The sequence below is a fragment of the Paenisporosarcina sp. NPDC076907 genome (assembly GCF_050269735.1).
In the GTDB taxonomy this organism is placed as follows: domain Bacteria; phylum Bacillota; class Bacilli; order Bacillales_A; family Planococcaceae; genus Paenisporosarcina.
Genome location: NZ_JBNNIX010000007.1, coordinates 75,506 through 98,808, shown reverse-complemented (window position 1 = coordinate 98,808; position 23,303 = coordinate 75,506). Strand labels below are relative to the sequence as shown.

Here is a 23,303-nt window from a genome sequence, read left to right as displayed (position 1 = left end):
CCTACGATGAATAAATATCCAATCTGTCTTGGGGTTTAGGCAAACAAAAAAGACCGTCTCTGACGATCTCCTATTGTTCAACTAAAGCACCCGTTAAACAAGGTTTACTTATCTTTTCTTTTGTCTATATATTTTTGGATAAGAGATAGAACTAAAACTGATGTAGCGACTAATGCAACAAAACCAATAATATTGATTGAGAAACCGTGTTTACGGAAAGTTATAGCATTTAAAATATTTGTATCAAACAGGTAGCCTATAAAATAGTAAACACAGTAAACCCCGAGAATTACACTAAAAACAAGTATTTTTAACCTCTTATTATTTTTAGAAAAGATGATATATATAAGAGGTACGATTATTCCGACAAAAGGAAAAAAAATCAATTCAAAGAAGTCCACAACTGTTTTATCTCCTCTTCTAATAAAATCAATTAAACATTCTTTCTTCGAGGTAATTTTAACAGAAAAAAATCCTTTTTCTAGTGGGTAATTTTTCCTTTTTTCTTATTGAACTAACCTCCCCGTCAGTTTAAGTGAAAGCCTTCACAATATAATATTGATTTTAACATCAATATCCATTATGGATATTGATATTAAGGAAATCATCCTCCTTATTCTTTATATTTATCAACCCCTTCCTTTCACATATTCAATATTTACACTATCACTGCAACACAAAATAATACGGTCTATGCCCTTGAAATTAAAGGGAATTTACCATGTATGTCGAAATAATAGCATTTAGAATGCTATGAAAATTATTCAAGTGCTCTACAAGTAGTTAGTGGTTCACCAATGCTACAAATCAGGTTTCTTTCTTGTCCTATGAGTGGTTCGTGATGCACAAATGGTGACAACAAAGATATAGATGTGTGGTCGATTGGTGGACAGTGGTCTACAAGTGATTAGAAATCCACTTTCCTAATGAACAACCAGTGGTTGTGGGTCCATTAGTGTTCTAGGAATGGCTCATTATGTGTCGTTAAGTTGGTTCGCTGAGACATTATCGAGGGCTCTATTCCACCTATATACCAATGCTGTGTGGTCAATGAGTGATGAGTGATTTACAAGTGAAGTTTATGTATAAATCTTGAATGTCCTATGAGTGGTTAATGATTTAGTAATGCTCGATGAATGATGCACCACTTTGGTTGTTGGATTCATGTATGTTGGTTCATTTGTGGGACACAAAGCAGTCGTGGCTCACTCTTACTATGAATAAGAAGGCGGTATGTATATGGAGATAAAAGAGGCAGTTTGGCAAATAAGTGACTTCACTGAAGAAATACAAAGACGATATGAAGAAGAAACCACTGTTAAAGATTCTGTTCATTACAATACCGTCGATAAATGGTTTAAAGATCTTGAGAACAAAGGAATTCATTATATTCAAAGAGTCGCAGACAAAAAGGTGTATGATGATTTGGACATTGCGATCGCCATCTTTATCATGAAAAAAAGATCGCAAAAATGGAGTTTAGATGCGATTTCTAACGTTCTTTCAGCCCATCTAGAAGTTAGGCCCTTTCCTGATTTAAGTCATGATGAACCACTAGGGTTGAGTGAGGCACAAGTGATGGTGGAAATGGCTCGTAAATTTGAAAAAATGCAGAAAGAGTTGGAAGAAAGATTGTTTTTTGAACTGGATTTAAAGAAAAAGGAATTAGAACAACAATTGTTAAATAGATTGCCAATCCCAAAAACAGATCAAGAAATTAGAGCTGAAAAAACAGACCTCATGATTTCTTCAGTCCGAAAGCGTTATGAATTAGAAGAAAAAGCGATTGCCGAATGGAACCAGCTGCCGATAGAGCAGAAGGTGAAAAAAGTAGGCTTTTTCCGTAAGGAAGAAGATCTCCTGAAAAGAGACAACTTTATTAGGACGTATGTCAAAAACCAGTTTGAAAATGTGACGTGGTAACTCGTTAACCACATTATATGGAAACTGTTTGTGGGCAGATTCGTCCTCTAAGAGGGGTGATGTTGTGAAAAAAGGGATAGTAATAATGCTTTGTTTTTTTGCAGTTACACTATTTTTCATCTGGAACAAAACCGAATTAATAAATCCACTTGGGATTGTTAACTCGTTCAAAACGGAATGGGGAATTAATCTTCCGATGCCAGATGAAAGGATAGAGGTATGGGGTTCCGAAACAAGTTTCCATGGAGATGGAGAATGGTTCAATGTTCTTCAATACTCTAATCAAAAAATATCTATTGAAAATAGTGGCATGATTGTACTAACGACAGATAATGTTGATGAAGCTACAAATAAAATTGAACACTTTATAAAAACTACAATTTCAATGAGATATGATAATGAGTTGGAACAGGCAAAAGAAGCATTTGTACAATATTCAATTGAACCTCAATTAGGTGATTTTTACTTTTATAAAGAAGAAAATGGTGGCTATGATTATTTCATTGCTTTATTTAAACAACATGATAATAAATTGTATACATTTGAGTGGCATCAATAAATTTATCTAATAAAATTCTTGATATTAATATATAAACACTAACGGTTATTATGCTAACGTGTGCTCTGGTGTAAGATCATGAGAAAACTTTGGCATCTCTTCTTTCTTATTGAACTAACGCGTTAGTTGAAGAACGATACAATTGTTGAAATTCCAAAAAAGAAATAAAAACTAGGAGCATTCCTGTTATGAGGATTTCCGGGGACTTGAACAGAAAAAGCCCTCTTGGTATGATGCGGGGTGTCAATACTCGAACGAATTGACCCCTAATTTAGATACCAAGGAGGACTCCACTTTGAATTTTAAAGTGAATGACAAAATTAATCAAGTAACTGAAAAAACCCTCGTTGTAGGGATGGATATTGCCAAAGAAACTCACTACGCAAGTTTTGTGGATGAACGAGGACGTGCTCTCGCGAAAGTCACGCCGATTAAACAATCACATGCTGGATTCGAGTATCTTTACGCTCAAATTCGCAAACTCTTACGCGAAACAGAAAAAACCGAGGTCATTGTAGGCATTGAGCCTACCGGCCATTATTGGATGAATTTAGCGTATTATTTAGCCGATTTAGGCATCCCACTTGTTATGGTAAATCCACTACATGTGAAAAGATCAAAAGAGCTTGATGACAATCTACAAACAAAAAACGATAAGAAAGACTCTCTGGTTATCGCAAGATTAATCAAGGACGGTCGATTTAGTTATCCACGTATCTTAAAAGATGTCGATGCGGAATTGCGTGTGGGGTCTACTCATCGTGCTAATCTGACAGAGGAACTGGGGGCGATTAAAAACCGCCTAATTCGATGGTTAGATCGATACTTCCCAGAGTTCCGCCAGGTCTTTCCTTCTTTCGGGAAAATGGCGTTGGCAGTCCTTGAATGTACACCCTTTCCATCGGAAGTTGTTGGGAAATCATCAGAAGAACTGCTTTCTCTCTACCGTGAGGTAGATGGACTGAAGTCCCCACAATTGCCAAAAACAAAGAAATTAATGGAAGTAGCTGCTAGCTCAATCGGCGTTACAGAAGGAACAGCGATGGCCCGTATGGAATTAGCCACACTCCTTCGTAATTACCATCAAGTAGAGACCGATTTAGAGGTGGTCACTTCTGAACTAACGACACTTATTCAATCATCAGTAGAGTATGAAATTTTATCATCAGTACCAGGTATGGGTGACGCCACAATTGTGGACTTACTCTCTGAAATCGGGAGCTTTTCGAACTATAAAGATGCACGCCAATTATTGAAATTAGCGGGTCTTACTCTTCAAGAGAACTCCTCTGGAAAAATGCAGGGACAAAAAAGAATTTCAAAGCGTGGCAGACGTAAATTGCGTGCACTTTTATTTAGAGTGATGATGCCTATTCTTCGATTTAATGATGCATTTCGAGCGCTACATGAATACTACACAACCCGTACGAAAAATCCATTACGCAAGAAACAATCAATCGTTGTGTTGTGTGGGAAATTATTAAAAATCCTACACACAATTTGTGTGAAGCAAGTTAAATTTAACGGGACAAAAATGAAGGCAGACATCTCTTGCCTCCAAGAGGCAGCGTAACGTTAACAACTAACCAGAGTTTGACCCACATAAGCGTGACACGGAGAAGCTGGCATTATTTAATCCATTCGACCAATAGAGTCCCTATAGGAGCTTCGCTAGCCTCTGCCTTATGAACAGACCGAACGAAGGAATGTTGGCACATGATGCCCAGAGACATGGGAGGGTAAGTCGTCATAAGTTTCGCAGAGATCCAGCGTGCATGACATAACGGATTAAAACCAATAAATGGTATTGGTTTTAGCGAAGCGCACCATGGATTTTACAAGTATTTACTAAAGATAAAAATCTTGTATTAAGATGTGTCGAAAAATATTTTTTGACACTCCGATAAACGGCTCAAGCCGTTGATACATCAACATTTATAGAGGGAGTGGTTATTATGAAAAAAAACTTACCCATAATACTTCAAACTATTGGTCTTTTAGGGTTTGTTTTGGCCTTTTTACAATACGAAATCGGGTGGTTTATTGGGTTCTTTTGTACTGGCATTTTCTTTATAATGGACAAAGAAAGTAAGCAAAAAAACTTCAGTAAAATAGTTGGGGTCTTAGCCCTTTTATATTCATTTTATAACCTATTTACTAAAGTAAATCTTTTCTAATGATGAATAATGTATCCATTACTTTGGTTATATAGAAGTTGTTGAACTAACGGGTGCTTTAGGCAAAGTCAGGGAGCTGCGTGTGCAGCTCTTTTTCTTCTTCAACTAACGTGGCAGTTTTGTTGAAATAAGATTTTGTAAATGAGAAGGAGAGGACTAATTTATGTTATTTATGCTTTGGCTTGTCGTACCTTTATTAGGAGTTTTATGGTTCTTAAATTTTACTACTTTTTTGAAGAACTTAAAGAATGGAAAAAGCACTCATAACCAAAATGTTTTAGGAGCAGTCTTAACTTTTATTTTTATCTTTGCTCTAATGTACTGTTATGCTGGAACACACTAAATAAAAATATTGTGAACCATTGCACTTAAACTAACGAAGCAGGTTAGTTGAATAAGCTTTGTTAAACAAATTAATTAATCTGACTGGAGAGGGATTGTTTGTGTTAGTGCACTCAAAGATGTTAGATGGGAGCTTTAAGTCCAGTTCTTTGGTGATTGGACTAGGTTTATTGGTAGGTATAATAACAAGGTTGACGGATTTTTTTCCATATGATGACCTTTGGAGTTTCAGCTCAATAGCGACTTTATTTGGCTTTTGGATGTTAACGGTAACATTAATTATCTATTTTAGTTCATCAAATAAAAATGCCGCAATGAATGTTCTATTGTACCTACTAAGTATGAATTTTAGTTTTTACTTTTTGAAATATGTACTCGGCTTTTTTATTCCAAGATTCTACGATGAAGGATTTCAATGGAATCTTTTTATACTATATAATGTAATTGCCTTAGTATGTAGTGCTATTAGTTATGTGCTTTACTACTGGAACAAAGAGAACAAACTGAGCAACTTTTTGTACGCATTACCAGTAAGCGGATTAGCTGCGGAAACAATTGGTTTAAGTATCTATTTGTATAATAATCATACTTTTTTATTTCAATTGATTTTTGATTTCCTGAGTCTGATAATATTAGGCTGTTGGTTTTATAAAAAAGTAAATAATAAATTGATTTATATAATGACAATTGTCGCTGTATCTTCCATAGTCTATTTTGTGGTTTACCGTCCTTTTCTTTAAGCGTATTCCATATTGCATAGATGTTAGTTAATAAAATAGGTGAAATAAGATTACCTTTTTCTAACTATTGCTTTATGAATATTAATTCACACTTAAACTAACGGGTGCTTTAGTTAAAGAAGACATTCAAATAAATGCACTTGGAGATACATTTCCAAGTGCATTTATTTGTACAAAATTTATCGAAACAAAAAGAAAACGAGTCCCATTCATATGTGAATAGGGCTCGCATTTTCAATTTTTATTGAAGAGTAACTCAGCATTTCTTACTTGATTAAATAACACTGAGCCACAGGTTTAGACTTTCATCTACAGAATCACTAACTAACTGAATAAACGGTTCATGATCGCCAGTCGTGTGCGCAAGATCCAAAGCGTCGTAATATCGAGCACGATCGATGGCTTTAATGACAGCGGGGGGAAAGCCGGCTTTCATCAATTCATAGTTCATTAACAAGCGAGAAGTTCTTCCGTTACCATCAATGAACGGGTGAATTTTCACAAACTCCGCGTGAACCCTTGCAGCACGTTCCACTGGATGAATCGTTGACCATTCATTTTCAGCCGTCTCCACAAAGCGCTCCATCAATTCTTGAACAGCTACATGGTCTGGTGGCCGATGAGACGCCCCACCAATTAATACATTCTCTTTTCGATACACACCGGCATTGTCATCTTGTATTCCTTTTAACACCAGACGATGAATCGATTTAATGGTCCATTCTGTCAAACGCTCATGCTTTTGAACGATCTCTTCCAAGTACGTAATAGCATCTCGATGATTAATCACCTCGAGATGTTCGCGCATCGTTTTGCCACCCACAGTCATGCCTTCGAGAACCACTTTCGTTTCGGAAATGGTCAATGTATTTCCTTCAATGGCATTTGAATTGTAGGTCCAGTCAATTAACACATGATTGAGCAGTGACTTCACTGAATTGGCTGGTAAGGGTCTCGCTTTATCTAATTTACTTTTCTTTACGTCTATTTCTTGAAAGTTCAATGTACCTCACCGTCCTCATCCGTCCGCAACAAATTAATGTTGTATTATCCTGCATTCATTCTATCATTTCCTTCGAAGGGACTGTTGAATTCCTTTCATTTCATTCTTGTCTTCTATTTATTTTTACTTCCTAGCTCTTCAATTTATTTTTCTTCACAAATTCAGAAAATGTCTGGAAGACTTTTTCCCTTTGTTCCATCGTATCTTCTCCTAGATCAAAATACTTTTCCGCAAGGGCACCGGTCTCAATTAACCGTTTGGTCCGGGCTTTTCTCTTTTCCCAATTGATTTTACGCAGGGCTTCATTTTCCAACCGTTTTTTCTTTTGTTGCAGCGCCTTCACTTTTTCTTGTAACTCATTCGCTTGTTGCAGCCGATTATCCTTCATGGTGCATCATTTCGATTTCTCGCGTATCATTCTCCCCATTCACTTGAACAGCCAGATCTTGAATCCATGTCAAAGCTTCTTCCTCTGAATCTACATTCCACACCTTTAATAATTCACGTCCAATATTCAGCTGCATTTGTTCCTCTAATCGTTTTTGTTTCTCCTTTAATTTCTCAATTTGTTGTTCGATCGTTAAAATCTTTTCAAAGTTATTCGCCATTGATCTTTCACTCCTTTTTTTGTTTTATATATAAAAATATTAACATATAAATAAAAATAATCTATAAAAAAGGAAAAATTATGGTACAATAAATCCGAGGACTGAAAGACGAGTGCCCATTTATACACCACTAAAGTGGTGCCCTGGGTTTTGCCTTCGGTCAAAAAGTTTGTCGCCTTCGGATATGAAAAAGATAAAGGAAAAAGAGGGGAGGGAATTAAGATGAGTTATTACATGCTGCGAGCGAACGTGATTAGTAAAAAAACACAGTCCGTAGTAGCCAGTGCCAGCTATCGTAGTGGCATGCCTTTGTATTCAAAACGTGATGAAGAAACCAAAAGCTTTGGAACTCGTGGGGTAGCCCCGGAAGCATTCATCTTAAAACCTGATCACGCCCCTGAATGGACGCTTGATCGTGAAAAGTTATGGAATGAAGTTGAGACAAAAGAAAAAGCATGGAATGCACAACTAGCTCGTGAGATTCTGATTGCTTTGCCACTCGAACTCAATCACGATCAACAAAAGAATCTCGTCAAAACATTTGTTCAAACACACTTTGTCAATGAAGGCATGGTGGCGGATGTCGCCATTCATCGAGATAAAGAACACAATCCACACGCACATATTTTACTAACGGTTCGTCCCTTTAAAGAAGATGGGACATGGGGAGATAAGAAGCGAAGAGTGTATAAACGAGATGAACACGGGGAAATCAAACGAACAGATGATGGGAAGAAAATTTTCCAGACGGAATCTTCAACGGATTGGAATGAACGAGACACATTGGTGAAGTGGAGACTTGCTTATGCAGAAGCCATCAACGACTCTTTCTTAGAGAACGGGATTAACGAAAGCGTTTCAGCGCTCTCTTTTGAGGAACAAGGATTGGAGAAAATCGCCGAAGTTCGTTTGGAACGTAACGAATATCAGTTCGTTAAACGATTGGCAGCGCAAGGAAAAGAAGCTGCCACTTTTTATCATCAACTCAATCAAGAAATCCGCCAAACCAATCAAGAAATAGCCCGTCTAAATTCCAAAATCGTTTCGCTTGCTGCACATCAATCTACCCCATCGATTGAGAAAGTTCTGCACCAGGAAACGAGTCTCGTGATGAGCCAACTCGAACCTGAATACCAGAAGAGTATTCATTTTTTACAAGGCCGTTTAAAACAAGACGTACAATTCACCAATGTACGTCAGCACTTAGACGGATTGTATCGTTGGAGAGAGCGTACACTCGAACCGAAAGAAACAGAAATGACCGTTACGCATGGCTTGCTTGACGCTGTCAACAAGGCGTATCACACACAAAACCAAGCATTCATGCAGTCCCAAGGTTTTTCATTGGATCGCTTCTATGAACAATTTGTGCCTCGACTTGAAGCATACGAAGATCAAGATGGTGCGCGAGAAAAAGAAGCGCAAACGCAAGACATGTTACTGGAACATACCGAACGAGTTTACAACGTCTGCTCACTCATTACACATCGCACATTCAATCAGATATACCCGAATGTTGCGGAAGAGTTTACATGGAACGATCGTGTTCTTCTCGCTAAATCTGACATACTTGAAGCACTTAAACAAAATCGATTAAATCAAGTTCCAACTCCTGAAGACGTGTCAGAAGTATTAGCAATTGCTGAAATCGAGCAACTGGTCGAAAAAAGCGATACGTTAAGCAATACTGTTCGGATTCAATCGCTAACTCGTAATAAATTGGGTAAAGAAAAGGATGCGCTCCTTAAAATGCGCGGGGAACCTGAGAAAGTGTATTCGCTCTCTATTAAGTTGAATACGATGCAACAACTTCTCATCCAAAGCAGTCGTAAAGCTGAATTGGTAAACGAACAACTAGGGGTGCTGATTCGTCATACGTTTGCAGATGAAAAAGAAAGCACACTTAAACAAATCGATGCGTTGCCTCTTCAAGTTAAAGCTGACATCATGCGTTATTACAAAGAGGAGTTAAAGGATGGATTCATGCCAAATTTAAAAGCCTGTGTGCGATTCGCTGCAGTCCAGGAAACTGAACGAACAGCCAAGCAGCAAGCCTATGAAAAAACGCAAGCTCATCCCTTTTTCAATCGCTTATCAACCGCGCAGCGAGACATCTCTCACTTTATTGGGGGACGAGCATCCAGCGAACTGCTTGAGCAATTGATCCATCAATCTAATTCTTCTCACGGACCAAAGCACAGTACACAGTTGTCATCCAAACTAAAGAGAAAAACCAAAAATCAACGCATCCGTCAGCAATTAGATTTAGAAGTCGACTTATAGAAGGGTGGAGGAAGAATGGCGAAACGAAAATTCCGAAAAGGTGCCGGAGTACGAATAGCGATGACATTCCTATTAACTCTTCTGATTGGGTATGTTTTATCTGGATTGTTTACGTTATTGAAGTTAAAAGGCGAGCTCAACAATCGATTACTCGATGTATCTGGTACCCTTGATTACGTACTGAATGATGCTGACAATCAAACCAAACTATTAATTCTTCTATTAATGGGCGTCTTCTTCTTTTGGTTTATTTCCAAGATGAACTTGATTGAAAAAACCTATGAAGATGCACATGATTACGGTGTCCATGGCTCGGCACGCTTTACGCTGCCACATGAAGTCATGAATGGAAAACAGTTAGCTAAACGCAACAAGTATCACAAAACGAATCCCACTAAAACGTTTGAGTCGCTTGAAAACGGCTTGATTGTAGGGAAGGTTCCGGATAAAAAACAAGTGCTCATCATCCCTCGAGAAACGTCCATCGACAACCGAAACGTGTATGTGGTCGGATCCAGTGGGAGTGGGAAAGGACAATCCTATGTACTGCCGAACTTGTTAAACAATCGAGAAGAATCGATTATCGTCACGGATCCTAAAGGCGAACTTTTTCATGAAACAGCCCAAATTAAGCGTGAGCAAGGGTATCAAGTCTATCAAGTTGATTTCATTAACTTTAATGAAGACCGATACAATTTACTAGATTACGTTCTTGACGATCAGGATGCGCAAAGTGTCTCTCTAACCATAGCTAAAAACTCCACGAAAGATGGAAAAGAAGACTTTTTCATGGAACGTGCGCAGAAAATGTTAGCTGGATTGATAGTTTACTGCAAAACGGAAAAACAGAATGCCAGTATGAAAGACGTCATTGCGACGTTTAATGAAAAAGTGGCACCCGATGAAGATGAATTCCGTGACTGGGTAGAAGATGAATTAGGTCAAGATCATCCAGCGTATCAAATATTAAAAGGATTAACGACTCTTGGAGGCAACACGCGTGCAAGCGTAACATCGTCATTTGCATCACAGGTGAGCATTTTTACGCTGAATAAGATCAGCAAGATGACGAGCACGAGCGATTTTAACTTCCGAGCGTTCCAGGAACAAAAGAGCATCTTATACGTAAAGCTGCCCATGGATGACAATCCATTCATGGCCTTAACATCCGTCTTTTTCGACCAATTGATCTCTCAATTTTATAAAATGGCCGATGAAAATCGCGGCAAGTTGAAAATCCCCACGATTTTCTTATTAGATGAATTTGCGAACATCGGAAAAATCGAGAAATACGGTCGCGTTTTGGCCACTTGTCGAGGGTTAGGGTTATCTATGAATACGATTGTTCAGGATAACGGACAGATTGAAGCGATGTATGGCAAAGAAATGGCTCGTTCTATTTTGTCCAACCATGACACGCTCTTATATTTACGTAGTAAGGACATGGAAACCATCAAGTACTTCTCTCAACTCGCTGGCGAAACAACAGCAAAAGTTCAAACCGGTTCCACCAGTCAAAGTGGCGGCTTTATGAGTGGCAAATCGAGTGCTAGTTCCAGTCAATCGGAACAGTATGTGAAAAAACCCTTAATCCCCGAAGGGGACTTATCTAATATTTCAAAGGATACCAGCTACTTATTTGTCAGTGGCATGTTCCCAATGAAACTTGAAAAGGCTTGGCAATCCGAAGTGTTTGGAAACTATCTCGAACAGTTCCATCACGCTCATCAAGTAGAGGAAGTAGAGCGAGTCGTAGATACACAAATTGCTGCAACAGAAGAAGAGGAGCCACTAGTTGCCTCTCCTCCATCTATTAGTGGCGGCACCACCACTAGAGTAATTGAAGAAGAATGGAATCAATCGGAACATCTGGACCTAGATTTTGATGAGTCCGAGCTGGAACAAAATGAGTCGCTTACCGAAGAAGAGGATGCTCTTGAAAAAGAGGACATTCAAAAGCGATTAAAAGAAAAAGAAGTGACCATTCAAAACTTCTTTTAATTCCAGGTTGAGATTTGATTAAACCCACACACCAAAAGGAGTGAACTGGATGTATTTGACCATTAGTGAAATTCTCGCAACGGACAAACGGATCTTAAGTTTTTATGACCCTGTGCCCTTTGAGGCACTTACATATGATGGTGTTCTCGATTTAGAGGAAAACATCGCAGATTACACGGTGACTTGTTACACACCCATTCGTATTGAAGGCAGGTTAGAGCCTTTATATGAGGCTTGGTATGTACGAAAGGACGTGATTGAATATGTCGAGTAAAGTAGATTTAACTGAAGTATCCAAACGGTTAGAGACGAGCTTAGAAGATTTATTCAAAAATGACCGATTCCAGGACTTGTTGAATGTTATGGCTTCAGGACACAACTATTCTTTCCATAACGCGTTACTGATTGCTTCTCAATATCCGGATGCGACGATGATCCGCGGTTTCAAACAATGGCAAGCGCTCGGACGTCACGTCCTTAAAGGCGAAAAGAGTATTGAAATTCTTGTGCCTACCTTTCAAAAAGAAGTGGAACAGACCGTAGACAAAGAAACCGTTCGTATCCTTGAGGATGAACATGGCGACCCACAAGTGAATGTAAAAGAAACCATCAGTGGTTATGTGTTTGGCAAGGTGTTTGATGTCTCTCAGACAAGTGGCCGAGACCTTCCCAATGTTCGAGATTTCGTCCAGAATGATTTGCAGTCGGAAGAATCCTTGAGTGAGCTGTATGACCGTTTTGTACAGAACGTAAACACAGACGAGAAGAATCCGTTATCCATCCAAGAAGCTCACCACGAGCTTGAATCCTACGGTGGTTTTTATAATCGTTCGACCGACGAGATTGTCATCAATACAGCAGTTTCCAATACCACAGATGCTAAATTCAGAGTAGTCATTCATGAATATGCACACGGGCTTCTTCACAACAAAGATAATGAGATGAATCAATATGCCCGTGGTCATAAGGAAGCACAGGCAGAATCCGCAGCCTACATTGTGTCAAAGTACTATGGGCTAGATACCAACCTGACTTCTACGGGCTACATTGCGACCTGGGCTCAGGACTTGAATATCGCCAAACAAGCGATTCGAGAAGTGCAGCAAGTATCCAATCAGATGATTGAACAAATCAATTCCTTACAAAGTGAAAAAATCAATGAGTTTTACCAATCCATCAATCCGTCTAGAGTAAGATCTGAGTTGGAGGAAAAACTTCAAATTGATTTAAATGATTATCCGACCATGCAGTTAGTAGATCCAAAGAACGGATTGGTCTTATTTGCGAAAGTGGAAGAAAATACACGTGACAACCAACTTATCCTGCGTACTAATACCAATCGATTGGTGCCGTTAAGTGACTTGGAGAGTCGTTATCATGTCATTAACGTATTGGAAAACAAGAATAAGATCTCAAAAGAGGTTAAAAAAGTGGAAGACTTCATGAAGGTCACCAAAATCGACGATGGAAAATATGCGGTGACACTTGAGGGTGGAAAAACGAGTGAACGAACATTTGCGAAGAAAATTGAAGGACAAAAGTTCATTCAGAAGACAGCGATCGCCCAGTCCTTAAACACCGAACGATTTCTATCTGTCACTTCCGTGAAAGAAATAAATCATCTACAGAACAAAAACGAAAAACAGTTAAATGAACGAGTCGGAAAATATATTAAAGCGAAAAATTTTAAAGTCGAACATCAACACAATATTACGTTAGGCTGGCATTTAATGAAAAATCCATTATTGCAATCCCAAGAGGCATTAGAGAAAAACATCGAGTCCTTAAATCCTCACCAAAGTCACACCAAAGAATTAAAAGACGCGATAAGCTCGAAAGAAAAACAACAAGAATTAGAGAAATGAACCAATTAGAGAAAGTGGGAATGAACCCACTTTCTCTTTCATCCCTGAATTTCATGCGCTGAATTTCTTCTTCATTTAGGAAAATCCGTTGATCAATCGGTGAAGAATCAGAAGAAAAAATTAAAGACCAAAGGTATGAACTAATGTTGTCATTAGGAATACACTAGTTAGAGTCGCATTAGTATTACTGGAGTAAGTTCTGGTTCCTCCTGTACCAGAACTTACCCACAATAATATTTTAAGAAAGACAAAGAGGACCCCGATTAACCCTTTCTACCTCTTTAAAAGCACTTATTGACGAATATGAAGAGTTTATTGACATCTCGTATTTGGGTTTTCCGAAGGATTGGGACAACCTGTTATAAAAGACTATATTAAGGGCTGTTCTCTTTACCGGGAACAGTCCTTTCTTGTAGAAAGTATTGTTTCAAATGGATAGGCTACAACCATCGGCTGCCTTTACAAGACGGCTTTCTTATTCGAATTTAGGGCTTTTTGTCTTGTACTATTTTCGATAATCACGGTCACGAACCTATATTACTTGCAAATGATTGAATAGAATATGTTGATATTCTAATTAGCCAAAAATAGAAATTTGTATACAGGAGGAAATATATTGATATGTTTTGCCATACTAGCTCATGAGAATGAAAAAGTGCTCATTAACCAAATTAAAAATATTAAGTATTACAACCCAGGTTGTAAGGTAGTTCTCTATAACGGAGGAAAGGATTCCACATTTGCGTTAAATGCCAATATTCCGATTTGCCCAAAAAGCAGACCTTTGAAAAAAGAAAGATTAGGCCGATTTTTTTTAGATATCATGACTTGGCTTGAAGAAAGAAAAGAAGAGTATGACTACCTAGTTAATTTGGATTCAGATGTCATGTTTACTAAAAGAGGGTATGAAGAATATTTAAATGAACATATGGAAGGCTATGATTGTATGGGAATTAATATGGGTATCCAACATTCACCAAGTGATGCCCCCCATTGGTTCCCAGGACTGAACATGTGGAATGAATGGGCAAGCTGGCAACCCTTTTTTGGCACAGATTATTTTTGTGGATGTTTGAATTCCATGCAGGTATACCGTCATGAAATTGTTACAAAACTACTCGTAGACTTAGATATACTCAAACTTGAAACGCTATTTGTATCCTCGGAAATATATGCACTTGAAGAGATGCTATATGCGACTCTTGCAGTCCGTTGTGGAGGGAAACACAGACCTTATCCGAGTGAATGTGCTGAATTTGTGGGCTGGATTCCACTAACGGTTAAACAGATTCATTTAGCCCAAACGAAAAGAAATGTTTATTTTGTTCATCCGATTGATCGACGAATAGATGACCCCGCCAGACAATGCCTTACAGAGCAATTGAAACTAGTTACAAGATTTCTGAAATTTTCAGAAAAACTCAAAAATATCACTAAAATCCCCGAATTTTTAAAATCCTCAAACCCTCTGAAATCTCCAAAATATCCTAAACAAACTAAATCTCTAACAATTAGCTGGGGTTGTTATCAAGGTGGGGTGGAAGTCGTCCTTTTTAACCGTCTAAGTACGTTATTATCAACTGGTGCTAATGCACATGCTTATTTTTATTACGGAGGCGCAGGAGTGCCACTTTATAAAGACATTCCCCATCATATTTCTTCTCAAAAAGAAGCTTTAGGGACGTATATTCAAAAGCATCAATTTGACATAGTGACGTATATAAATACGATATATAACATTGAAGAATTAAAACGAATTAACTATCAAGGAAAAGTCATTTTTGAATTTCACGGTTGCAATTCAAGCATCTTGCAGGAACTATTTAAGATAAACCATGGTGAGGATAATGGCATTATAAATGCAATCGTGGTACCAAGTAGTTATGTAGCAGAAGTTGCCCGAGCCAATTTAACAAATAGAAAGGATATACCTATTTTTATTGCATTAAATTCAATAAATACATCTGTTTTTTACAATCATTCATCTGATGTAATAGTTGATAGTTTTCCAAAACTTCAACAATGGAAAAACGTGCCTATCATTGGGTGGGTTGGCAGACTTGATCCTAACAAGAATTGGGAGAAACTATTAAGTATGTTCTTTGAAATAAAATTAAAAAATCCTCGTGTTAAATTAGCCATTGTAAGTGACATCACCACAAGCCCAGATGTACATCTATTCTATGAAAAAGCCCTTCAATGCAATCTGTTGGAAGACATTATTTTGCTTCCAAATGTCCCCTATGAAAAAATGCCATCGTATTACTCCTTAATAGCTCAATCTGGAGGAGTGGTTCTATCAACTTCTTTCTCTGAAGGCTATCCTTTAAATTTACTAGAAGCACAAGCATGTGAATGTCCAATTGTCTGCACAGACATTGAAGGCAGCAAAGAAATTGTCAAAGATAAACTGACCGGGTTTACGTTCCCTGTTACCAATGATCATATTGGTGTTTTGCACATTCTTGAACTTTTAGCAGACGACAAGTTACGCAAAGAAATTGGGAAAGAAGCACGAAATGCCGTTTGCTTAAAGAATAACCTTGATGTAAATATTCTGTCCTACTTAAATTGGACTTCATCTTTATTATCCCACTAGTTTTAGAGTATGTTTTTACTAAACAATTGGAGGATTCAAACTTTGAAAAAAAAAATTAACCATCTTATTTATTACCCTCGATTGTAGCCATAACGTATTAAAGATTCGTTTTATTGGCACAAGAATTGGCAAAAATATCGAATTTAATTTTATGGCACGATGATGGTAATATTAGAGAAATTTTAACCAAAATAAATGGTGTTCCCGACTTTATTTTGTTAAACGATTGTAAGGAGAGCCCCGTAGTGTGACCGGGTGGTCTTCGATATCCATTCCGGTCTAAACAGACTGATTGGCTACCTTTACAGGGCCGAATACTTCCTCACCCGGTTGTAATGTCAACTATGGTGCAAAATCATTACCGAATATAACTAAAATATGGTATTATAGTTAATAAAAGTATTCATTATTTAGTAGATTGATAAGATATGGCACGTTCTCTGGGAATTACAATAATCGTTTTGAGAAAGAGGAATAAATATATGCAAAGTAAAATGTTCTTATTAGGGCAAATTATATTGAAAAAGAAAGTTATGTACCATAGAGCTAAGCATTTTGGTTTTACGCACTCAAGTGTAGTAGCATGCAGTCAAGAACTCGATGTGTTACTCAATCAATACCAAGAAATCCAATGATCGCTCGCTTAACTTGATTCCGAAAAGGAAAACCACCGTCAGATTAATGACGGTGGTTTTTTACCTTGTCTGAGGGGGTTCAAGATAACCATTCTATGGTATAAATGAAGATTGTATGGTTCACTTGATAGCTTGATCATCATAAATCCATTTCCTTCCGAGACATTCAATTGTATACCCAACCTTAGCTTAGTTCATAATGTATTACAATTAAGTTGACAACTTTATGTTACTTTTTTAAATAATGATAAACAATAAATTGCAGCTAAACCGACTAATACATAAACTACTCGAGCGATTGCGCTGTCCATTCCGCCAAATAATCCACCAACTAAATCCCACTGGAACAAACCAAACAGCAACCAATTTAACCCACCAATAATGACTAATAAAAGTGCAATTACGTTTAAACTTTTCATCTTTCTATCTCCTTTTTTAATACAAGTATATGTAGTGTATACCATTGTTTGGTAATTCTAAACCTTTCAACAACAAACCATCCTAAGTGGCATGATAAGGGTTTTTTATGGAATAAAAAACATATCCATTGGAGAATTTTGCAAACATAATATATTAAAACAATAAACAGTTAAATGGTATACAATAAGAAGAAATGAGTTCGGGTTTGTGGACTCAAGTTGGAGGTGTAGAGATGAGTTTTGTTTACTCGACAGGCCAATTAATTGTGGATAATCAACTAGAGTTATCTAGAGGAATTAGCAAGGCTTTGGATAAGAGATACACATCTTTTCTTCAGGAAAGTAAGTTAGAAGACGAATCAGTTACTCAGTGGAGAGCTCAGTTAATTCACTATATGGGGGAGGCTTTAACTAATTCGAGTATAGATCCTGTAATAGACAAAGTAACTGAATGGGCACGCACTACTAGTATAGCAGCTGTCAATTACGGTGTATCCATTGATCAATTATTGATGACAACCAAGTATTACCGTAAAGCCGTTTGGGACTTTATCAAGGAAAACACGATGTATCAAAATGAAAATCGTGATGACTTATTAATGATTGGCCAAGTTACTGATTCTGTTCTAGACCTCACTTCTCATATATTTGGTATCACGTTCGTGGAACATCATAAACAAACGCTTAAGCTAGCGAATAAAGAAAAGCTAGCAATTTCTACACCGATAGTTTCTTTATCTCAAAACATTGCCATTTTACCTTTAATTGGTGAGATAGACATAGATCGAGCGGAAATCTTATTAGAGTCTGCTCTGAACAAGTGTTCAGAACTAGGAAATACAGTATTAATCGTGGATTTATCTGGGGTGCCAATGATCGACACCTTTGTCGCAAATAAATTATTCATGCTGACAAGCTCACTTAAATTAATTGGTGTGACACCAGTCATTACAGGTATACGACCAGAAAATGCTGTTGCAATGCTCAGTTTGGGAATAGATTTCAAAGAGATCCAAACTTTCGGCTCACTTAAACAGGTATTACATATTCATGGAGTTCATATAAACTAAAGAATCCGTGGAATTTTTAAAGTAAAAACACGAATTATTTCAATTTCTTAGTGTTCGCTTTACCCTAGTTGAATTATATTCTATTTGTTCAGCCTCTCACTTCACTGTGTGGGGCTTTTAAAATTCTTTCCGTTAAACTCTTTTACACATCTTTGTAATTGTGCATAGCAAATTTAATTACTCACATAATAAATTTGCTCGTGCAAAATTTATAACGAACGAAGGAGTGGAATTGTGGGTATTTTATCAGGCAAACCAGAGGATGAACCGTTACATTTTGGTGAAGTATTTGGGATATGGACACACTTATTAACCAACAATGGCCTAATCGCAGCGTATCAAACATTTTCCAACCATGTTGGTGATGTTGATTTAAAGAAGCACATTGACGAGTCCATTCAAGGCATGAAAGAAGAGAATCTTCAGTTAGAAAAATTATTTAAAACTAATGGTATCGGTCTTCCACCTGCACCACCGGAACGTCCACAGGCAAACTTAGAGGAGATACCTGTAGGTGCTCGGTTCTCCGATCCTGAGATTAGTGCAGCCCTGTCTTTAGACGTTGCGAAAGGGTTAGTTGCATGCAGTCAAGTAATGGGGCAGTCCATTCGTGAAGATGTTGCCATGATGTACGGGCAATTTCATATGAAGAAGGCGCTATTTGGGGCGAAAATGTTAAAGCTTAATAAGACAAAAGGATGGTTAATTCCTCCTCCTTTACATTTAAATATTCCCCAAAAATAGTAATGGTTCATCACTAGAATGAACTTCAACTGCAATTTCACACCAAAATAATCAGGAATGTCTGAGTATGGGCATTCCTGATTTTCTTCATTTTATATTCTCGTTTTTAATATCCAGTTCTCGGCTAAGTTTCAAACGCAAACTTAAATGCTTTAAGTGAGCATAATAATCATTACACTGATGACTTCTTGGTTTTCTATGAGATGTTATTTCTTTCGCAGAATTTAATATCTCTTGAGCTCACAAGATTGCTATTTACGGTGAGATTCTCGCCCACTTCTTCAAATAATTTCGGTAAATCGAGAATTAAGTATGTATTTTATCCCTATTATTGGTAGACTATACTTTGATAAGTTACTAGGGGTTTTGACATGCATTCCATGATTTTTTTCTTTTTTGAGAATATGACACTAATAATTGCTTTGATGTTTATCGCATTGAAAGTGAAAGAGTTGACTCTTTTTGAAAAGAAAGAGTCCAATTATTCGATGTGGTTAATTTCACTTTTCTTTGGGTTTCTATCTTTTTCTGTTATGTATAATCAGTTAGAATTTGAAGGCATGCTGCTTGATTTAAGAGAGGTACCTCTCTTTTTTATTTCTTATATTGGCGGATGGAAATGGGGAGTTATTTCAAGTGTTCTTCCTCTTTTTTACCGTTTTCTTCTCGGTGGACCTACCGTTGTGCAAGGCATAGGGCTTTCTATTCTCCTTCCGGTGCTACTTGGAAGCTTATTTCACTTGAAAACGGTCTTTAAACATCCAATCATCATCAAGATTCCTGAGATGATGATTGGATGTACCATATTTGAAATTGTTAAGTTTATCGGGCTATATTTGACTACACCGATTACCATCCCACTTATCCTGGCGATGTTTTTCTTTGCGTCCATAGCTGTCCTCGCCATGGGATTAATGGTGAACGATAACCATCAGAATATTAGTTTGCGAAAAGAATTAGAAATTCTTTCAAATCATGATCCTTTGACTCAACTACCAAATATCCGTTACTTTAAGAAGAATGTTGAGACCCTTATGGCCAAGCAATCAACTGTGACGATTTCTATGGTTGATGTAGACTACTTTAAAAACTACAATGATACGCATGGTCATCAAAAAGGGGATCATATTCTAAAAACCGTGGGTCTCATTTTAAAAGAAAATGTAAGAGTCGATGACTTTGTCGCACGATATGGTGGAGAAGAATTCATTATTTGTTTTTCAAATGAAGTTAATCAGACAGCGGTGTATGACATCGTAGAACGCATAAGGAAAGCAATCGAAGTTTACACTTTTGAAGGGGAGGAACATCAACCGGACAAGAGGTTGACTATTTCTATTGGCATCAGTTCAACATCCAAAAATAAGACATTAGAACAACTAATCAAAGAAGCTGATGATGCATTATATACATCAAAAAAAGTCGGAAGAAATCAAATCACAGAATATGGTTCGGGTATTTAACTGAGCAACTTGCTTAATTTACATGAGATATTATAATGAATAGAAAAAAACTGATGTCATCATAAAAATAAGCAATGAGCACAAAAACAGAGAATACGACTATAGATATTCCAAACACGAGCAGTATTGTTTTTAAATAGCTTTCCATATGACACCTCTTTAAATAGTAGATTGTCCATCATTAAAGTATTTATACTTTCTATACTTCCTGGTAATTTTTTTGATATAACATCTATAACGGAGCTTCGTGTATACTATAGTAGTAGACAAACTCTGGATACTTTTAGGGAGGAGCAAAAAATGCAATCTCTTAAAATAAAGAAGATGTTAACCGAGTTAATATACTACACTGATTGTAATATTACCCACACATTCTCTAACTCTCTCGACTCTTTTTCAGTACACCTAAAACACGTCGAGAATCAAAAACTATTTCAAATTTCCGATAATGGTGGAAAAGAGATTGCTTGCTATGATGATATTGAATTTGCGGCATCCGCAATTGAGAAGTTACTCAAATAACTTTGGTCACTAGAATTCCCTTTGGGGTTTTTTTATTCAAGCATTAGAAAAAATTAAGACTATTTGAAACCGACAATCATTATCTTTAGAATGTTGTATGATTCCTTTGGCTATATTGATTTCGGAATACGGGGAAAAATTCACTCCGGAAGAAGCGCAATACGCGATAGATAATTTATAGTTAAATAAAAACAAGCCCTTCCACAAACGTGGTTGGGCATTTTTCATTCCAATATCATGGCAGCTACAATTTCATGGATTTGAATTTCATGTTTTCCGAACGAATCCTCATACCGTAAATATTGAGTGCTAACTTCATGTACAATTCCTCGATGATTATTAAAATGAACATCCTTCCAGGATGTAATCCGGGTTTCAAAACGACTATCTAATGCTCGCTGCACTTCCTCTTGTAGACTCTGTAATTCAAATTCCTCGAGTTTGTGGTTGTGCACTTTATCATAATAAGCATCAGCTAGTCTTAATTCTTAAATATATGCCGGGTAACATTAAAAGTCGTCCACTTCTTGACCCTCAGTCTGTGAGTTTTGCTCTAATGTAAAGTCGCATGAACGGTTACCAATTTTTATTATCACCAAAATAATAAAAATGCCCTTAGACAGTCTTTTCTAAATATAAGATAATCTTAAGTTCCAAAATCATTTGATTAGCTTTAGTAACTCTGGTGATATAGTAAAATCGTTAATATTCGAGATAAAATATTCTCTTTGCAAATTCCCTGAATCGTCTTCGTAAACTAACATAAATTTTACACTCTGAAATACTTTAACAAATTCCTTCTCATTAGTAAGATCTTTTTTTAGTGCTATTGCTCTACCCACTGAAAAGCCTTTGGGATCTTTACTAGGTGAAATTGTAATTTCTTGTCCCTGAAAATTAGTTACATACGGATAATCAGCAATTGCATAATTTTGTAATGATTTATCAAAAACAGCTAATACTAATGTATTTTTCAAGATTTTCTGAGGTTTATCAAATACAATGTCTATGCTGAGAAACAATTCATTTTTAATCTCAGTCGCTGTTACTTGTCCCTTAATTTCAAGAGACTTTTCCGTAAATTTAATTTCCATACTTTCCAATTCTTTTATTCTTTTAAACAGTTCATGATGCTCCAATTGAATGGGAGAACTCGATTCTACTGTTTCGTTTTTAATTGGAGGACTATTCTTTATCGTTTCTTCTAATTTAATATTCTCATTGGCACATCCAGCAATTATAATCGAAGTAAAATATAATAAGAAAATTTTTTTAAATAATTTCATTTTACTACCTTTCAGTTCATCCCATTCCAATATAGTGGATATTTCCAGTAACCATCATACATATAATAATTTTCTCGACCTCTCTTAATTAAAGTTGAATCTGTAGTAAAGTTCGGTGAGAATTCAGATTTAAAAGGTGTTTTATATCCGTTGTTTGGTGTTTTACTTATTGTATACTGCTTTGGATAATTGGAATTTTTGGGAGTCCAATATCCCCAAGTATGTGCCCAGGTATAGCGTGATATTTCTTCATATCGTTTTTGCCAGATTCTGTTGGAATATATGCTAACTTGTTTACCCGGATACGTGAATGAGTATCTAGTTTCTGCTTGTGTGATTTTCCCATAATCAATTGTGCTTAGAGCTGATTCTACTAACTCTAACACTATCATTTCCACTGTTCCTAAAGTTTTTCCTAATATTTTCATCACTACATACTTTTTCGCAGTCATTGTTCCCGATTGTTTCTCATAGGTATAAATTTTGGTTCCATAATCAGTATAAGGTAAGATTTTAGCATCACCATTAATCGGTGCAACCGCCATTGGTTCAATTGCCATGGTAGATACTTCTCTAGATTCAATTGCAATTGAGGATTCTTTAATCGGTTTAACTCCCATAATTTCTACTGGAGGAGTGATTACATCATTATTTTTATATACAATACTTGGCTGTTCATAAACTCGCACTGAATTTAATAAATCGTTCTCACTATTAAATTCGGAATGATCATACAAATTATTTTCGCTTGGTGGAATAAAGCTTTCATCTATATAACCATCAGGATTAAAACTATTTTCATCAAAAGAATCTGGATCATTAGTTATTGTACCAACATCCGCATAGGAGATGGTAGTGTTTAATAAACTTAATAAAATTGATAAGAGTAATACTTTCTTTAAAATCCCCATTGAACTCATCCTCATTTACTTTTTAGTAATTTGTCCCTATAGATGATTAGTGATATTTTCCTCTCTTTAAATTCACCTGCAAGATTAATTATATATGGAACTAAAGGGAATTTCTTGAAAATAAAATTGGGAAACTTTATTTAAAAATGTTTA

General features: G+C 36.7%; 23 protein-coding genes. 15 read left to right on the top strand and 8 right to left on the bottom strand.

Annotated features, from left to right (window positions below; all coding sequences use genetic code 11):
- Nucleotides 1–104: 104 nt before the first annotated feature.
- A complete protein-coding gene (locus ACQKEV_RS16825; RefSeq protein WP_427447827.1) occupies nt 105–401 on the bottom strand; it encodes a hypothetical protein in 297 nt (98 codons plus the stop codon).
- A gap of 838 nt (nt 402–1,239) precedes the next feature.
- On the opposite strand from ACQKEV_RS16825, the gene ACQKEV_RS16820 reads away from it, so the two are divergent.
- From ACQKEV_RS16820 to ACQKEV_RS16800, 5 genes are all read left to right on the top strand, one after another.
- Nucleotides 1,240–1,923, top strand: a complete 684-nt coding sequence (locus tag ACQKEV_RS16820) for a hypothetical protein (RefSeq protein ID WP_427447826.1) — start codon at nt 1,240–1,242, stop codon at nt 1,921–1,923.
- A 64-nt stretch (nt 1,924–1,987) separates the two neighbouring features.
- A complete protein-coding gene (locus tag ACQKEV_RS16815) occupies nt 1,988–2,482 on the top strand; it encodes a hypothetical protein (protein WP_427447825.1) in 495 nt (164 codons plus the stop codon).
- 295 nt (nt 2,483–2,777) lie between these two features.
- On the top strand, nt 2,778–4,055 hold the full coding sequence (locus ACQKEV_RS16810; protein WP_427447823.1) for an IS110 family transposase: 1,278 nt from the start codon (nt 2,778–2,780) through the stop codon (nt 4,053–4,055).
- Between the two features lie 382 nt (nt 4,056–4,437).
- On the top strand, nt 4,438–4,659 hold the full coding sequence (locus ACQKEV_RS16805) for a hypothetical protein (RefSeq protein WP_427447821.1): 222 nt from the start codon (nt 4,438–4,440) through the stop codon (nt 4,657–4,659).
- 401 nt (nt 4,660–5,060) lie between these two features.
- Nucleotides 5,061–5,741 carry a hypothetical protein gene (locus ACQKEV_RS16800; RefSeq protein ID WP_427457986.1) on the top strand — a complete coding sequence of 227 codons (681 nt, stop codon included), beginning with the start codon at nt 5,061–5,063 and terminating at the stop codon, nt 5,739–5,741.
- Nucleotides 5,742–6,015: 274 nt separating this feature from the next.
- Here ACQKEV_RS16800 and ACQKEV_RS16795 read toward each other — a convergent pair whose 3' ends face one another.
- From ACQKEV_RS16795 to ACQKEV_RS16785, 3 genes are all read right to left on the bottom strand, one after another.
- On the bottom strand, nt 6,016–6,744 hold the full coding sequence (locus tag ACQKEV_RS16795; protein WP_427447818.1) for a Fic family protein: 729 nt from the start codon (nt 6,742–6,744) through the stop codon (nt 6,016–6,018).
- 130 nt (nt 6,745–6,874) lie between these two features.
- Entirely contained in the window at nt 6,875–7,132 is a 258-nt protein-coding gene (locus ACQKEV_RS16790; RefSeq protein ID WP_427447816.1) for a hypothetical protein, read from the bottom strand.
- On the bottom strand, nt 7,122–7,352 hold the full coding sequence (locus ACQKEV_RS16785) for a hypothetical protein (protein ID WP_427447815.1): 231 nt from the start codon (nt 7,350–7,352) through the stop codon (nt 7,122–7,124). Before ACQKEV_RS16785 ends, ACQKEV_RS16790 begins: the two co-directional genes overlap by 11 nt.
- 222 nt (nt 7,353–7,574) lie before the next feature.
- Here ACQKEV_RS16785 and mobQ point away from each other — a divergent pair, with 222 nt between their 5' ends.
- The 6 genes from mobQ (at nt 7,575) to ACQKEV_RS16755 (ending at nt 16,735) form a co-directional block, all read left to right on the top strand.
- Nucleotides 7,575–9,635, top strand: coding sequence for a MobQ family relaxase (mobQ, locus tag ACQKEV_RS16780; protein ID WP_427447814.1), 2,061 nt, complete (start codon nt 7,575–7,577; stop codon nt 9,633–9,635).
- Between the two features lie 15 nt (nt 9,636–9,650).
- Nucleotides 9,651–11,636, top strand: coding sequence for a VirD4-like conjugal transfer protein, CD1115 family (locus ACQKEV_RS16775; RefSeq protein WP_427447812.1), 1,986 nt, complete (start codon nt 9,651–9,653; stop codon nt 11,634–11,636).
- Between the two features lie 49 nt (nt 11,637–11,685).
- Nucleotides 11,686–11,910, top strand: a complete 225-nt coding sequence (locus tag ACQKEV_RS16770; protein ID WP_394189523.1) for a hypothetical protein — start codon at nt 11,686–11,688, stop codon at nt 11,908–11,910.
- Complete coding sequence (locus ACQKEV_RS16765; RefSeq protein WP_427447811.1) at nt 11,900–13,501, top strand: ArdC family protein; 1,602 nt, start codon at nt 11,900–11,902, stop codon at nt 13,499–13,501. The genes ACQKEV_RS16770 and ACQKEV_RS16765 overlap by 11 nt, the downstream gene beginning before the upstream one ends.
- A 616-nt stretch (nt 13,502–14,117) precedes the next feature.
- Nucleotides 14,118–16,100, top strand: a complete 1,983-nt coding sequence (locus ACQKEV_RS16760; protein WP_427447809.1) for a glycosyltransferase family 4 protein — start codon at nt 14,118–14,120, stop codon at nt 16,098–16,100.
- 482 nt (nt 16,101–16,582) lie between these two features.
- Nucleotides 16,583–16,735 (top strand): aspartyl-phosphate phosphatase Spo0E family protein, encoded by a 153-nt coding sequence (locus ACQKEV_RS16755; protein WP_427447807.1) that lies wholly within the window; start codon nt 16,583–16,585, stop codon nt 16,733–16,735.
- Between the two features lie 224 nt (nt 16,736–16,959).
- Here ACQKEV_RS16755 and ACQKEV_RS16750 read toward each other — a convergent pair whose 3' ends face one another.
- A complete protein-coding gene (locus ACQKEV_RS16750) occupies nt 16,960–17,154 on the bottom strand; it encodes a DUF378 domain-containing protein (RefSeq protein WP_427447805.1) in 195 nt (64 codons plus the stop codon).
- Nucleotides 17,155–17,387: 233 nt separating this feature from the next.
- On the opposite strand from ACQKEV_RS16750, the gene ACQKEV_RS16745 reads away from it, so the two are divergent.
- From ACQKEV_RS16745 to ACQKEV_RS16730, 4 genes are all read left to right on the top strand, one after another.
- Nucleotides 17,388–18,224, top strand: coding sequence for an STAS domain-containing protein (locus ACQKEV_RS16745; protein ID WP_427447803.1), 837 nt, complete (start codon nt 17,388–17,390; stop codon nt 18,222–18,224).
- Between the two features lie 234 nt (nt 18,225–18,458).
- Nucleotides 18,459–18,968 carry a DUF3231 family protein gene (locus ACQKEV_RS16740; RefSeq protein WP_427447802.1) on the top strand — a complete coding sequence of 170 codons (510 nt, stop codon included), beginning with the start codon at nt 18,459–18,461 and terminating at the stop codon, nt 18,966–18,968.
- Nucleotides 18,969–19,339: 371 nt separating this feature from the next.
- Nucleotides 19,340–20,431 (top strand): GGDEF domain-containing protein, encoded by a 1,092-nt coding sequence (locus tag ACQKEV_RS16735; RefSeq protein ID WP_427457984.1) that lies wholly within the window; start codon nt 19,340–19,342, stop codon nt 20,429–20,431.
- A 619-nt stretch (nt 20,432–21,050) separates the two neighbouring features.
- Nucleotides 21,051–21,134 (top strand): Ltp family lipoprotein, encoded by an 84-nt coding sequence (locus ACQKEV_RS16730; RefSeq protein ID WP_427447831.1) that lies wholly within the window; start codon nt 21,051–21,053, stop codon nt 21,132–21,134.
- A gap of 43 nt (nt 21,135–21,177) precedes the next feature.
- Here ACQKEV_RS16730 and ACQKEV_RS16725 read toward each other — a convergent pair whose 3' ends face one another.
- From ACQKEV_RS16725 to ACQKEV_RS16715, 3 genes are all read right to left on the bottom strand, one after another.
- On the bottom strand, nt 21,178–21,408 hold the full coding sequence (locus ACQKEV_RS16725; RefSeq protein WP_427447798.1) for a hypothetical protein: 231 nt from the start codon (nt 21,406–21,408) through the stop codon (nt 21,178–21,180).
- A gap of 204 nt (nt 21,409–21,612) precedes the next feature.
- Nucleotides 21,613–22,239, bottom strand: coding sequence for a hypothetical protein (locus tag ACQKEV_RS16720; protein ID WP_427447797.1), 627 nt, complete (start codon nt 22,237–22,239; stop codon nt 21,613–21,615).
- Between the two features lie 11 nt (nt 22,240–22,250).
- Nucleotides 22,251–23,150 (bottom strand): hypothetical protein, encoded by a 900-nt coding sequence (locus ACQKEV_RS16715; protein WP_427447795.1) that lies wholly within the window; start codon nt 23,148–23,150, stop codon nt 22,251–22,253.
- Nucleotides 23,151–23,303 lie beyond the last annotated feature (153 nt).

Coding starts and splice junctions, on each gene's coding strand:
- ACQKEV_RS16735 (WP_427457984.1), top strand. CDS start 19,340: ATGCATTCCATGATTTTTTTCTTTTTTGAGAATATGACACTAATAATT.
- ACQKEV_RS16770 (WP_394189523.1), top strand. CDS start 11,686: ATGTATTTGACCATTAGTGAAATTCTCGCAACGGACAAACGGATCTTA.
- ACQKEV_RS16720 (WP_427447797.1), bottom strand. CDS start 22,239: ATGAAATTATTTAAAAAAATTTTCTTATTATATTTTACTTCGATTATA.
- ACQKEV_RS16775 (WP_427447812.1), top strand. CDS start 9,651: ATGGCGAAACGAAAATTCCGAAAAGGTGCCGGAGTACGAATAGCGATG.
- ACQKEV_RS16750 (WP_427447805.1), bottom strand. CDS start 17,154: ATGAAAAGTTTAAACGTAATTGCACTTTTATTAGTCATTATTGGTGGG.
- ACQKEV_RS16755 (WP_427447807.1), top strand. CDS start 16,583: ATGCAAAGTAAAATGTTCTTATTAGGGCAAATTATATTGAAAAAGAAA.
- ACQKEV_RS16820 (WP_427447826.1), top strand. CDS start 1,240: ATGGAGATAAAAGAGGCAGTTTGGCAAATAAGTGACTTCACTGAAGAA.
- ACQKEV_RS16745 (WP_427447803.1), top strand. CDS start 17,388: ATGAGTTTTGTTTACTCGACAGGCCAATTAATTGTGGATAATCAACTA.
- ACQKEV_RS16805 (WP_427447821.1), top strand. CDS start 4,438: ATGAAAAAAAACTTACCCATAATACTTCAAACTATTGGTCTTTTAGGG.
- ACQKEV_RS16785 (WP_427447815.1), bottom strand. CDS start 7,352: ATGGCGAATAACTTTGAAAAGATTTTAACGATCGAACAACAAATTGAG.
- ACQKEV_RS16765 (WP_427447811.1), top strand. CDS start 11,900: ATGTCGAGTAAAGTAGATTTAACTGAAGTATCCAAACGGTTAGAGACG.
- ACQKEV_RS16730 (WP_427447831.1), top strand. CDS start 21,051: ATGATTCCTTTGGCTATATTGATTTCGGAATACGGGGAAAAATTCACT.
- ACQKEV_RS16715 (WP_427447795.1), bottom strand. CDS start 23,150: ATGGGGATTTTAAAGAAAGTATTACTCTTATCAATTTTATTAAGTTTA.
- mobQ (WP_427447814.1), top strand. CDS start 7,575: ATGAGTTATTACATGCTGCGAGCGAACGTGATTAGTAAAAAAACACAG.
- ACQKEV_RS16790 (WP_427447816.1), bottom strand. CDS start 7,132: ATGAAGGATAATCGGCTGCAACAAGCGAATGAGTTACAAGAAAAAGTG.